We start from the raw sequence: 12021 nt of genomic DNA on the forward strand, positions 1-12021 counted from the left end.
GTTCGGCAGCCGGCCATGAGCGACGGACACGGCAAGCGTGGCAACAGCGAATGGCTGGACGCCTACCTGGCCCAGCTGACCGTCCAGCGCAAGCTCTCGCCGCACACGGTCAGCGCCTACCGGCGCGACCTGCTTGAATTAGCCGCGCTGAGCGAACGGCGCGGCTGGACCGACCTGGGCCACCAGGATATCCGCCGCTACATGTCGAAACTGCACGCCGGCGGCCTCGATCCCCGCTCGATCGCCCGCAAGCTGTCGAGCTGGCGCGGATTTTTTGACTGGCTCAGCGGCGAAACGGCGCTGGCCGCCAATCCGGTCGACGGCATGCGCGCGCCGAAACGGGCCAAGACGCTCCCCAAGGCATTATCGGTCGACGATGCGGTGCACCTGATGACGCCGCCGCCGCACGCCGGCACGGCGCCGCCGCCGGACCAGCTGTGCAACCAGGCCATGTTCGAACTGCTGTATTCGAGCGGCTTGCGAGTCTCGGAACTGGCCGGACTGGACTTGCATTACACCCAGAACGCCGACGGCGGCACGTCGCTGGGCTGGATCGACCTGGCCGGCGCCGAAGTCACGGTCACCGGCAAGGGCAACAAAATGCGCAAGGTACCGGTCGGCAAGGCCGCGCTGGCGGCACTGCAGGCGTGGATCGCCGTGCGTCCGGCCGCGCAGGACGGCAGCATGGCCTTGTTTTTAAGCAATCGCGGCAGCCGGGTCTCGCCGCGCCTGATCCAGCTGCGCCTGAAAACCCATGCGCTGAAGGCTGGCACGCCCGTCAACGTCCACCCGCACGTGCTGCGCCATTCGTTCGCCTCGCATGTGCTGCAATCGTCGGGCGACTTGCGCGCGGTACAGGAAATGCTGGGCCATTCCAGTATTGCCTCGACCCAGGTATATACCGCGCTCGACTTCCAGCACCTGGCGCAGGTGTATGACAAGGCCCATCCGCGAGCCAAGCTCAAGTAGCGTAAAGGCGCAGCGCCAGACTGATACACATCAAGCGTTGGCACCGTGTTTGCAAGGATTTCTGAAAATCCGGCATAATCGTCCGGATTCGCAGGACCGGCAGACACACTTTCATCCTTTTACAGCAACGGCATATCCATGGCACTGATACCCACCACCATCCTGACCGGCTTCCTCGGCGCCGGCAAGACCACCCTGCTCAACCGCATCTTGCAGGAAGACCATGGCTTGCGTATTGCCGTGATTGAAAATGAATTCGGCCAGGAAAATATCGACAATGAAATCCTGGTGCAGGACAGCAAGGAACAAATCGTCGAAATGAATAACGGCTGCATTTGCTGCACCGTGCGCGGCGACTTGATCGTCGCGCTGACCGAGCTGGCGCGCAAGCGCGACGCCGGCCAGCTGGCGTTCGACCGCATCGTCATCGAAACCACCGGCCTGGCCAATCCCGGCCCGGTGGCGCAAACCTTCTTTGTCGATGAAGCAGTCGGCAGCCACTACATGCTGGACGCTATCATCACGGTAGTGGATGCCCGTCATTCCATGCAGCAACTCGACGAACATGAAGAAGCCCAGCGCCAGGTCGGTTTCGCCGACAAGCTGCTGCTGTCGAAAACCGACCTGGTCAGCAGCGACGAGGTCGCCATCCTGACCCGCCGCCTGAAGCGCATCAATCCGCGCGCGCCGATCGGCAGCGTCGATTTCGGCCGCGCGCCGCTGGCTGAAGTGCTCGACATCCGCGGTTTCAACCTGAATGAAAAGCTGGAACTGGACCCGGACTTCCTGGCCACCGAAACCGGCCATGTGCATGATCACGACCAAGCGCACGATCACGCGCACGATCATCAGCACGGGCACAGGCATGAGCACGGCGCGGACTGCGCCAGCGATTGCGGCCACCAGGATCACGACCACCACGACCATCATCACGCCCATCACAGCGACGATATCGCGGCCTTCGTGTTCAAGAGCACGCGGCCGTTCGACAGCGCCAAGCTCGATGAATTCCTCGGCGGCCTGGTGCAGGTATTCGGGCCGCGCATGCTGCGCTACAAGGGCGTGCTGCTGATGCAGGGCGCCGAGCGCAAGGTGGTGTTCCAGGGCGTGCACCAGTTGATGGGCAGCGACCTCGGCGCCAAATGGGGCGACGATGAAGTGCGCGGTAGCAAAATGGTATTTATTGGTAAAAATCTGCCTAAAGACATTTTTATTAGCGGACTAGAACAATGTCTGGTATAAACTACCCGGGTTTTGCGAAAGACAAGGATAAGCAAGCCGCTGATGCGCTGCATGGCGGTGGTAACATGGCCTGGTAGCGATTCCCGGCTGCGTCAGCGACATGCGCGCCACGCCTGATCGGCTGGCCGGTAAATCGGGATGGCAATATGATACAAAGCATGACAAAATCGGCAAAAGAAACGGCGCATGTCGTGAACGCGTCATCAAGCGCAGGCACAATGCCCGGCGCACCGGACCAAACCGAACCATTACCAGGCAGCAGGTCGATAGTACGTCAGGCAACAGGCGAGACCGGCGCATAGCAGTGAAAAGTTGCCAATCTGGCAAAGGCATGCTGTATGCCCGCCAGTGTTGCAAGCAGTAACATCCGGCAAGCTGAAAAGCGCCAAAGCGGATACCGGTGCAGTTGACGGCCCAGTGCCGCACAGCTGATCAATTTGAAAACTCTGTCGTATCGAAGGTAAGCGAAGTCATGACCAAAACTAATAAATCGACCCCCGCCGTTAACACAGAAGTCCCGCTCATTTCCGAAGACGAAATCCGTCAGATGGGCGAGAACGACTATATGAACCCGGCGCAGTTGGCATTTTTCAAGGCGCGCTTGCAGCAGCTTGAAAAAGACTTGTTGAAAAATGCCGGCGAAACCACCGAACACTTGCGCGAAACCGTGCTGGTGCCGGACCCGGCGGACCGCGCCACCATCGAAGAAGAACACGCGCTGGAATTGCGCACCCGCGACCGCGAGCGTAAATTGTTGAAAAAAGTACAGCAATCGATCGCCAGCATCGACGCCGGCGACTACGGCTGGTGCGAAGAAACCGGCGAACCGATCGGCATCCCGCGCCTGATCGCCCGTCCGACCGCCACGCTGTCGCTGGAAGCCCAGCAACGGCGCGAACTGAAACAAAAACTGTACGGCGATTAATCGCCCTCGGTAACCATGCCGCCACTGGCGGCAGCGATGTGAAAGCATGCGTCTTGCAAACGCATGCTTTTTTTTCGCCGCTTGCAAAATTCCCGGCAAGAATCTACTCCTATCCTAGACTGTAGCCAATGCAACAGATGGCAACGGCGCTTGCAATTGCTTGTTCCATCCCCATTTTTGAAGCATGCGGCGCTTTCGCATGAATCTTTTGAGGTCAATATGGAACAATTTCACGGTACCACCATCCTGTGCGTGCGTCGCGGCAAACAAGTCGCCCTCGGCGGCGATGGCCAGGTCACCCTGGGCAATATCGTCATGAAGGGCACGGCCCGCAAAGTGCGCAAACTGTACCAGGGCAAGGTACTGGTCGGTTTCGCCGGCGGCACCGCCGACGCCTTCACCTTGCTGGACCGCTTCGAAGGCAAGCTGGAAAAACACCAGGGCAATCTGTTGCGCGCCTCGGTGGAGCTGGCCAAGGATTGGCGCACCGACCGCGTCTTGCGCCGCCTCGAAGCGATGCTGCTGGTGGCCGACAGCGAATCGACGCTGGTGATCACCGGCAATGGCGACGTGCTGGAACCGGAAGACGGCATCGGCGCGATCGGCTCGGGCGGCAGCTACGCCCAGTCCGCCGCCAAGGCGCTGCAGGAAAACACCGATTTGTCGCCGGCCGAAGTCGTCAAGAAATCGCTGACCATCGCCGCCGAATTGTGCATCTATACCAATATGTCGCACATCATCGAAACGCTGGATTGAATCCGCATACGCATACAACAGGCAAGAATATGATCATGAACATGACTCCGCTGGAAATCGTCGCCGAACTCGACAAGCATGTGGTGGGACAGGGCCGCGCCAAGCGCGCCGTCGCCATCGCCTTGCGCAACCGCTGGCGCCGGCAACAGGTGGACGAACCGCTGCGCCACGAAATCACGCCGAAAAACATCCTGATGATCGGTCCGACCGGGGTCGGCAAGACCGAGATCGCGCGCCGCCTGGCCAAGCTGGCCGACGCGCCCTTCATCAAGATCGAAGCGACCAAGTTCACCGAAGTCGGTTATGTCGGGCGCGATGTGGACACCATCATCCGCGACCTGATCGATATCGGCATCAAGCAAACCCGCTCGGCCGAAATGAAAAAAGTGCGGCTGCGCGCCGAAGACGCGGCCGAAGACCGCGTCATCGACATCCTGGTGCCGCCGGCGCGCGACTTCGGTTTCGCGACCACCACCAGCGCGGCCGAACAGCCGGCCGACAGCACCCGCCAGACCTTCCGCAAGCGGCTGCGGCAGGGCGAGCTGGACGACAAGGAAATCGAGATCGAACTGGCCGAGGCCGGTCCGCAAATGGAAATCATGGCCCCGCCCGGCATGGAAGAAATGACGGAGCAAATCAAGAGCATGTTTTCCGGCGCGGCCGGCGCGCGCAAGAAGGCGCGCAAGGTCAAGATCAGGGAAGCGCTGAAACTGCTGGTCGAGGAAGAAGCGGCCAAGCTGCTCAACGAAGACGAGCTGAAACAGAAGGCGATCCAGAACGTCGAACAGAACGGCATCGTGTTCCTCGACGAGATCGACAAGATCGCCTCGCGTTCCGAATCCGGCGGCGCCGACGTGTCGCGCGCCGGCGTGCAGCGCGACCTGCTGCCGCTGGTCGAAGGCACCACCGTCAACACCAAGTACGGCATGATACGCACCGACCATATCCTGTTCATCGCGTCCGGCGCCTTCCACCTGGCCAAGCCGTCGGACCTGATCCCGGAACTGCAAGGCCGCTTCCCGATCCGGGTCGAACTGGAATCGCTGTCGATCGCCGATTTCGAGCGCATTTTGACCAGCACCGACGCGTGCCTGACGATGCAATACGAAGCGTTGCTGGCGACCGAAAACGTGACGCTGGCATTTGCGCCGGAAGGCATCACGCGGTTGGCCGAAATCGCGTTCTCGGTCAACGAGCGCACCGAGAATATCGGCGCGCGCCGCCTGTACACGGTGATGGAAAAGCTGCTGGAAGAAATCTCCTTCAGCGCCAGCGAAAGCAACGGCAGCGTGCTGACCATCGACGCGGCCTACGTCAACACCCGCCTGGAAGCGTTGTCGGTCAACGAAGACCTGTCGCGCTACGTGCTGTAAGCATGGCCTGGGGGAGAGAAACTGATGGCGAACAAGGCATTGGCGACGCGGCAAAAGATGCAATTTCGCGTAGAACCCTCGCAAAAGCCGCGCAACCCGGTTGCCGCCGCGGCAAAACAGCGCTCGGCCGGGCCGCATGCCAAACCGGTGTCGGCCCGGCGCCAGGCTGAAAAACGGGCGCTGGCCAAACTGCCGCTGAAGGGCAATCCCGAGGATTGAAGTGCCGGCCGCCTGCGGACGCCCCGGCGGGCGCCCGCGATCAGGCCACTGGCATGCAGGGCGGTGGCTGGATTGCGGAGTTGCGACTGCCCTGTCATCAAAAACTGTCGGGCGCGCGGCGCGTCTAGTCCACAGTGTCGCAAACTCTCTTCCAAAGTACTATCCACTTGTGCGGAGTGCCGTATCAGGCTACATTTAGCATCATTATTCGATACTAAACAGGATAGGCCTTGAGCTCACCGGAACTGATCGTGCGCGTGCTGCGCACCGAATTGCGCGCCGCCGGCGTCACCTATAAAACGCTGGCCGAACGGATCGGCATGAGCGAATCGAGCATCAAGCGCATGTTCGGACAAAAAGACATGTCGCTGTCGCGGCTGGCGCAGATTTGCAAGGCGGGCGGCATCGCGATGGAAGACGTGCTGCGCGGCGCGGCCGACGTCACGCCGCACGCCGATACGCTGACGCTGGTGCAGGAAAAGTCGCTGCTGGCCAATCCGCGCCTGCTGCTGATGGCGATTTGCTGCCTCGGCCACTGGAACCTGGAGCAGGTGCTGGAAACCTACAGCCTGACCGAAGCCGAATGCATCGGCTGCCTGGCCGAACTGGACCGGCTCGGCCTGATCGAATTGAAGCCGCTGAACCGTTACAGCCTGCGCGTGTCGAATACCTTCCACTGGCTGGCGGACGGGCCGGTGCAGCAGTATTTCCGCGATCACGTGGTGGCCGATTATTTCAGCGGCCATTTCGACGGCCCCGGCGAAACGCTGATGTGCATCCCGGCCCGGCTGTGCCTGCCCAGCGCGCAAGAGCTGGTGCAGAAAATCCGCCAGCTGGCCGAAGAACTGGCCCGGCTGCACCAGGGCGACCGCCGCCTGATGCCGGCCGAGCGCGACGGTTTTACGCTGATGCTGGGGTTCCGCTCATGGGAATTCGCCGCCTTCACGGCCTTGCGCCGCCAGCCGCCGCCAGCCCAGGGCCAACCTCATCTCCATACCGGGCCGAGGAATAAATAAAGCGTGCCGGGCACGCCCTTGCTGGAGCCGGCGCCGAAATACACCGGGCCAAAACGCGTATCGACCGCGACAAAGGCGCTGCCGGCCTGGGTGAACACGCTGCGCCGCCACGGCTCGCTCTGGTCGAAACCGCCGCCGGTCTCCAGCGAAAAGCCGACCCGCACCGCGCCGCCCAGCGTGCTCGGCAAGGCGCCGATGCGGCGCGCCATCACCAGCCGCGCCAGCGCGATGCTGCGCCCGCTGATGGAATCGGCCGGCGTGCCGGACAGCCGCAAAAAGCCGCCCAGCGTCAGCGGCGCCTGGCCGCTCTGCGCGCGCGCCCATTCGCCATATACATGGCCGGCCCAGTTATCGGTATGAAACGCCCCCATCGCCGTCACCGACAGCGCGGTGTTGGCCAGCGCGGTCTGCTCGCTGACGCCCGACAGCGTGCGCACCCAGCTGGTATCGAGCAAAAAGCCGCGCGTCGGCAAGCCGGGCGAGTCAAGCGTATCGACCCGGTAGCGCACGAACTGGTTGGTGCTCAGCTGGCGCACTTCGGGCACGCCCGGCTGGGCCGGAATCTCGACATGGCTATTGTATTCCCAGCGCGCCGCACCAAACTGGATGTCGCCCCAGTTGCCGAGCTCGCGGCCCAGCACCAGGCTGCCGCCCTGCTGGCTGACGGCGGCGCGTGAAGAACGCGCGCCCTTGTCGAAGATGTCTTGCGCGGTGGATGCGTATTGTATCGACGGCGCCAGGTACCACGGGCTGCCGGCGCCCAGCGGCTGGAACCATTGCACGCCGAAATTGCGCTCGGTGCCGACCTGCGCGATACTGCGCAACTCGCCGCCCCAGTCGTTCAGCGACGAACGCACGTGCATCAGTTTCAGCGCAAAGCTGTTGTTGTCCTTGAAGTCGCTGGCCAGTTCCAGGCCGACCCGCAAGCGGTTGCTGGCCCATGGCGCTTCAGTGGCCTTGATGACGACCGAGCGCTGGTCGCCGGCGTCGCTCACTTCGGTTTCCACCCGCGCCACGTCGCCGCGGCCATACAGCCTGGCGGCCGCCTTGACCACGTCTTCGCGGTTGACGGCCAGCCCTTCGGTCAGGCCGGATTGCCTGCGCAGCGCCTGCGGATTGATCTCGCCGTCGCTTTCCACGTCCAGCCGCGCCAGCGGCAGCGCCACGTCGAGCAGCGCCGGCGACGCCAGCCGGATCTGTTCCAGCGCCGCATATTGCGCATCCGGCAGCGCCAGCGGCGCCAGCCGGGCGGCCAGCGCGCTGGCCGCCTGTACACCGGCGCGCATCGCCTTGGCGTAATTCCCGAAATCGAGGAAGCTGACGCCGTCCAGGTTCGGCGCGACCAGGATGTCTTGCGGCCGCAATTCGCGGATCGAGCGCTGCACGTTCTGTTCGGTCAGGATTTGCAGCATCTGCTGCGCCACGCCGATCGCGCTGCCGAGTTCCTTTTCCGGCGCCAGCGGCGTGCCGACGTTGACCGCGATGACAATGTCGGCGCCCATCGCGCGCGCCATGTCGACCGGCAGGTTGCGCACCAGGCCGCCATCGACCACCAGCCGCTGGTTGATGCGCACCGGCGCAAACACGCCCGGCACCGCCAGCGACGCCCGCATCGACAGGAACAGCGGCGTATCGGCCAGTTCCACCAGGTCACCGTTGACCAGGTCGGAAGCCACCGAACGGAACGGCAGCGGCAATTTGTTGAGCGGCCGGTCGCGCGTGCCTGGCGGCAGCAGCCGGTTCAGCGCCATTTCCAGCGCCGCGTTGCCGGCCGCGGCCGGCGGCAGCGACACGCCGTTGCGGCTGACGCCGAATTCGATCCGCGACGGCAGCAGCAAATCCTCTTCGCGGCGGCGGAAGGCCAGGTCGTCGCGCGCCGGCCGGTCGGCGATCACGCGGTCCCAGTTGGTGTCGCGCGCCATCTGCTCCAGTTCATCGACCGAGGCGCCGGCCGCGTACGCGCCGCCGACCACCCCGCCCATGCTGGTGCCGACCACCATGTCGACCGGGACATGCATGTCGCGCAACACCTTCAGCACGCCGATATGGGCAAAACCGCGCGCGCCGCCGCCCGACAGGACCAGCGCGATGCGCGGCCGGGCCGCCGGCGCCGCTGCCGCCGCAGATAACGCCGGCACGGCATCCTGGGCCAGCGCGGCGCCAGCCCGCAAAAAGGCCAGCGCAAAAAACCCACGCGCCGCGCAGGCGCGAAATGACATCATGGCGACTCCCTGCTGGCGGCGGCGTATCAGTTCAAATGGACGGCATGCCCGGCGCCGGCACCACGTTGACGCGGCCGGCCGCCGGCATTTGCACGCCGCTCGGCTGCGGCTGCGGCTGCGGTGTTGCCGGCGGCGGCGGTGGCGGCGGCGACACCTGCGGCGTCACGACCGGCTGTCCCGGCGTGACGCCGGCCGCGCTCTTGTCTTCCTGCGCCAGTTCGACGCGCTTGGACACGCCGTTTTCCGACAGCAGCACGAACAGCGGCTGCACTTCCTTGACCGTCACGCCCGGCGAGACTTCGGCGCCGGCCGGGAAAGCCTTGGCCGGCTGGCCGTCGGCCGCCAGGATCGCCACGCTGCCGCGGCCACTGCCGGACGCTACCACGCCCTTCAACTGGTAATTGCTGGCGGCGGCCACCGCGATGCGGCCGCCGAACAGGCCGCCGGCGGCGTCCATCGCCGCGTCCGGCTTGACATGTTCGGGCGCGGCGCTGATCGGCCGTTGCGGCAGCTTGAACAATTGCATGGCCCAATAGGCCAGCGACGCGGACAGCGCCACGACGACGATAAAACTGACAAGATTGACTAACAGGGACAAACGCTTCATCGGATTCCTTAGTTACCGCATTATGTATTGCAGCAGTTAGCGCACCAGCTGGTTGATTTCAATGATAGGCATCAGCACCGCCAGCACGATCAGCAAGACCACCACGCCCATCGCCAGGATCAGCACCGGCTCCAGCAAGCCGGCGATGGTCAGCGTGCGCCGCTCCAGGTCCTGCTCCTGGGCGCTGGCCGCGCGTTCCAGCATGGCCGGCAATTCGCCGGTGATTTCACCGGCCCGTATCATATGGATCAGCATCGGCGGAAAGTGCTTTTGCGCCGACAGCGCGCGCGCCAGGCTGACGCCTTCGCGCACATTGTTGCTGGCCTCTTCGACCAGCTCCTGCATCGCCACGTTGGTCAGCGTGTCGCGGCTGGTTTCCAGCGCGCGCAGGATCGGCACGCCGGAACCGGTGGTGATCGCCAGCGTGCTGGCGAAACGCGCGGTGTTCAGGCTGCGCTCGAACTTGCCGAACATCGGCGCCGTCAGCAGCCAGGTATGCCAGCGCCGCTTCAGCGCCGGCTGCTGCAAGGCCTTGCGCCACAAGTACCAGGCGCCGGCCAGCAAGACGCCGACCACGATGCCGTACTGGCGCACGAAGTCCGACAGCGCCAGCATGATCACCGTCAGCAGCGGCAGCTTTTGCTTGGTATTGGCGAATACCGAGACGATTTGCGGCACCACGTAGGTCAGCAGGAAGATCACGATCGAAAACGCCACCACCGTGACGATGGCCGGATAGGTAAACGCCAGCTTGACCTTTTGCACCAGCGCGTTGCGCCGCTCGATATAGTCGGCCAGCCGCGACAGCACGCGCGACAGATGGCCGATCTGCTCGCCGGACGCGACCAGCGCGCGATAAATCTCGGCGAAGTCGCGCGGATGGCGCGCCAGCACGTCGGAAAACGCCGCGCCGCCGATCACTTCCGAGCGGATCGACGCGATCAGGTCGCGCAAGTACGGCCGTTCGGCCTGTTCCAGCAATGCCGAGAACGCCTGTTCCAGCGGCAGGCCCGCTTCCAGCAGGCTGGCCAGCTGGCGCGTAAACAGCGCCAGCTCGGTATTGCTCAGGCGTTCGCCGAAACCGCGGCTCCTGGCCACGCCGGCGGCGTCGACCTGGGCCGCGATGGCGTCCACCGTCAGCGGCACCAGGCCTTGCTGGCGCAACTCGGCGCGTGCCGAACGCGCGCTATCGGCGTTCAGCACGCCTTTCTTGCTGGCGCCGAGGGCGTCTACGGCTTCATAACGAAATGCGGGCATGGGCTGGCTGTTCCTAGTCTTTGGTCACGCGCAGCAGCTCGGCCGGCGTGGTGACGCCTTCGCGCAGCCAGCGTTCGCCGTCTTCGCGCATGGTCAGCATGCCGCCGCGCTGCGCCGCTTCGCGCACTTCCGCTTCCGACGCGCGGTTATGGATCTGGGCGCGGATCTGGTCGGTGGTTTGCAGCAGTTCATAGACGCCGACCCGGCCCTGGTAGCCGGTATGGCCGCAATGCTCGCAGCCGACCGCCTTCCAGTGCTGGCCGTCGAAGGTCTTGCACGAGCCGCACAGCTTGCGCACCAGGCGCTGCGCCAGCACCCCCAGCAGCGACGACGACAGCAGGAACGGTTCGATGCCCATGTCGAGCAGCCGCGTCACGGCGGCCGAGGCGTCGTTGGTATGCAGCGTGGCCAGCACCAGATGGCCGGTCAGCGACGCCTGCACCGCGATCTGCGCGGTTTCCAGGTCGCGGATCTCGCCGATCATGATCACGTCCGGGTCTTGCCGCAGGATCGCCCGCAGCGCCTTGGCGAAGGTCATGTCGATGCGCTGGTTGACCTGGGTCTGGCCAACGCCGACCAGGTCGTACTCGATCGGGTCTTCCACCGTCAGGATATTGGTGGTGGTGGCGTTCAGCAGCGACAGCGCGGCGTACAGCGTGGTGGTCTTGCCGGAACCGGTCGGCCCGGTGACCAGCACGATGCCGTGCGGCTGCTTGATCAGCGCATCGAACTGCGGCAGCATGTCGCCGCTCATGCCGAGGTGCTGCAAGTCGAGCCGGCCGGCTTCCTTGTCGAGCAGGCGCAGTACCGCCCGTTCGCCATGGCCGGTCGGCAGCGTCGAGACGCGCACGTCGACCGGCTTGCCGCCGACCCGCAGCGTGATGCGGCCGTCCTGCGGCAAGCGCTTTTCGGCGATGTCGAGCTGGGCCATGATCTTGATGCGCGAGATCAGCGAACCGTGGATCGCCTTCCTCGGACGGACCACGTCGCGCAGGCTGCCGTCGATGCGGAAGCGCACCACCGAAGTCTGCTCGAACGGTTCGATATGGATGTCGGACGCGCCTTCGCGCAGCGCCTGGGTCAGCAGCGCGTTGATCATGCGGATCACCGGCGCGTCGTCCGACGATTCCAGCAAGTCCTCGATCGCCGGCACGTCCTGCAGCAGCTTGGTCAAGTCCAGGTCGGCGTCGAATTCGTCGGCCATCTGCGACGCGTCGCCGCCGCCGCCCGCATAGGCCGCGGCGATCGCCGCGTCCAGTTCCGGGCGCGCCATCACGGTCAGCTGGATGCGGCCGAAACGGCGCGACACTTCGGCGATCGCGGCCGGCGCGGTGCTTGCCGCGACCAGCACTTCGACGGTGTTCTCGACCTGGTCGCTATGCCTGGCCAGCAGCGAGAAATCGCGCGCGAAGGCGTAGGGTAAGAGGTTACTCAT

11 protein-coding genes are annotated in these 12021 nt (G+C 64.3%); 7 read left to right on the top strand and 4 right to left on the bottom strand.

Features of this window, described 5'->3' with window-relative positions; genetic code table 11:
* The first annotated feature begins 15 nt into the window (after positions 1 to 15).
* The 7 genes from xerC (at position 16) to GJA_RS23445 (ending at position 6500) form a co-directional block, all read left to right on the top strand.
* A complete protein-coding gene (gene xerC / locus GJA_RS23415) occupies positions 16 to 969 on the top strand; it encodes a tyrosine recombinase XerC (RefSeq protein ID WP_038497255.1) in 954 nt (317 codons plus the stop codon).
* A 138-nt stretch (positions 970 to 1107) separates the two neighbouring features.
* On the top strand, positions 1108 to 2211 hold the full coding sequence (locus GJA_RS23420; protein WP_038497258.1) for a CobW family GTP-binding protein: 1104 nt from the start codon (positions 1108 to 1110) through the stop codon (positions 2209 to 2211).
* Positions 2212 to 2683: 472 nt separating this feature from the next.
* Positions 2684 to 3136 carry an RNA polymerase-binding protein DksA gene (gene dksA / locus GJA_RS23425; protein WP_038497261.1) on the top strand — a complete coding sequence of 151 codons (453 nt, stop codon included), beginning with the start codon at positions 2684 to 2686 and terminating at the stop codon, positions 3134 to 3136.
* 219 nt (positions 3137 to 3355) lie between these two features.
* Complete coding sequence (gene hslV / locus GJA_RS23430) at positions 3356 to 3892, top strand: ATP-dependent protease subunit HslV (RefSeq protein ID WP_038500901.1); 537 nt, start codon at positions 3356 to 3358, stop codon at positions 3890 to 3892.
* A 35-nt stretch (positions 3893 to 3927) separates the two neighbouring features.
* The gene (gene hslU, locus GJA_RS23435; protein WP_277914410.1) at positions 3928 to 5265 is read left to right on the top strand and encodes an ATP-dependent protease ATPase subunit HslU; all 1338 of its coding nucleotides are present in this window, start codon (positions 3928 to 3930) and stop codon (positions 5263 to 5265) included.
* A gap of 24 nt (positions 5266 to 5289) precedes the next feature.
* The gene (locus GJA_RS23440) at positions 5290 to 5484 is read left to right on the top strand and encodes a hypothetical protein (RefSeq protein ID WP_038497263.1); all 195 of its coding nucleotides are present in this window, start codon (positions 5290 to 5292) and stop codon (positions 5482 to 5484) included.
* Between the two features lie 230 nt (positions 5485 to 5714).
* Positions 5715 to 6500, top strand: a complete 786-nt coding sequence (locus GJA_RS23445) for a helix-turn-helix domain-containing protein (protein WP_051781273.1) — start codon at positions 5715 to 5717, stop codon at positions 6498 to 6500.
* Here GJA_RS23445 and GJA_RS23450 read toward each other — a convergent pair.
* Genes GJA_RS23450 through gspE form a run of 4 tightly spaced genes read right to left on the bottom strand, consistent with a single transcriptional unit; the run spans position 6470 to position 12021 of the window.
* Positions 6470 to 8722: a patatin-like phospholipase family protein gene (locus GJA_RS23450; protein ID WP_038497265.1), complete on the bottom strand. Its 2253-nt coding sequence runs from the start codon at positions 8720 to 8722 to the stop codon at positions 6470 to 6472. The two genes, GJA_RS23445 and GJA_RS23450, sit on opposite strands and share 31 nt — an antisense overlap.
* Positions 8723 to 8753: 31 nt before the next feature.
* Positions 8754 to 9329, bottom strand: a complete 576-nt coding sequence (locus GJA_RS23455; RefSeq protein ID WP_051781274.1) for a type II secretion system protein N — start codon at positions 9327 to 9329, stop codon at positions 8754 to 8756.
* A 36-nt stretch (positions 9330 to 9365) separates the two neighbouring features.
* Entirely contained in the window at positions 9366 to 10586 is a 1221-nt protein-coding gene (gspF, locus tag GJA_RS23460; RefSeq protein ID WP_038497268.1) for a type II secretion system inner membrane protein GspF, read from the bottom strand.
* Positions 10587 to 10599: 13 nt separating this feature from the next.
* Entirely contained in the window at positions 10600 to 12021 is a 1422-nt protein-coding gene (gene gspE / locus GJA_RS23465) for a type II secretion system ATPase GspE (RefSeq protein WP_038497270.1), read from the bottom strand.

Origin of the sequence: Janthinobacterium agaricidamnosum NBRC 102515 = DSM 9628 (assembly GCF_000723165.1) — a bacterium.
GTDB lineage: Bacteria > Pseudomonadota > Gammaproteobacteria > Burkholderiales > Burkholderiaceae_D > Janthinobacterium > Janthinobacterium agaricidamnosum.

Excerpts from the sequence above, each read along its gene's own strand:
- xerC (WP_038497255.1), top strand. The coding sequence starts at position 16 with ATGAGCGACGGACACGGCAAGCGTGGCAACAGCGAATGGCTGGACGCC.
- GJA_RS23420 (WP_038497258.1), top strand. The coding sequence starts at position 1,108 with ATGGCACTGATACCCACCACCATCCTGACCGGCTTCCTCGGCGCCGGC.
- dksA (WP_038497261.1), top strand. The coding sequence starts at position 2,684 with ATGACCAAAACTAATAAATCGACCCCCGCCGTTAACACAGAAGTCCCG.
- hslV (WP_038500901.1), top strand. The coding sequence starts at position 3,356 with ATGGAACAATTTCACGGTACCACCATCCTGTGCGTGCGTCGCGGCAAA.
- hslU (WP_277914410.1), top strand. The coding sequence starts at position 3,928 with ATGAACATGACTCCGCTGGAAATCGTCGCCGAACTCGACAAGCATGTG.
- GJA_RS23440 (WP_038497263.1), top strand. The coding sequence starts at position 5,290 with ATGGCGAACAAGGCATTGGCGACGCGGCAAAAGATGCAATTTCGCGTA.
- GJA_RS23450 (WP_038497265.1), bottom strand. The coding sequence starts at position 8,722 with ATGATGTCATTTCGCGCCTGCGCGGCGCGTGGGTTTTTTGCGCTGGCC.
- GJA_RS23455 (WP_051781274.1), bottom strand. The coding sequence starts at position 9,329 with ATGAAGCGTTTGTCCCTGTTAGTCAATCTTGTCAGTTTTATCGTCGTC.
- gspF (WP_038497268.1), bottom strand. The coding sequence starts at position 10,586 with ATGCCCGCATTTCGTTATGAAGCCGTAGACGCCCTCGGCGCCAGCAAG.
- gspE (WP_038497270.1), bottom strand. The coding sequence starts at position 12,021 with ATGAGTAACCTCTTACCCTACGCCTTCGCGCGCGATTTCTCGCTGCTG.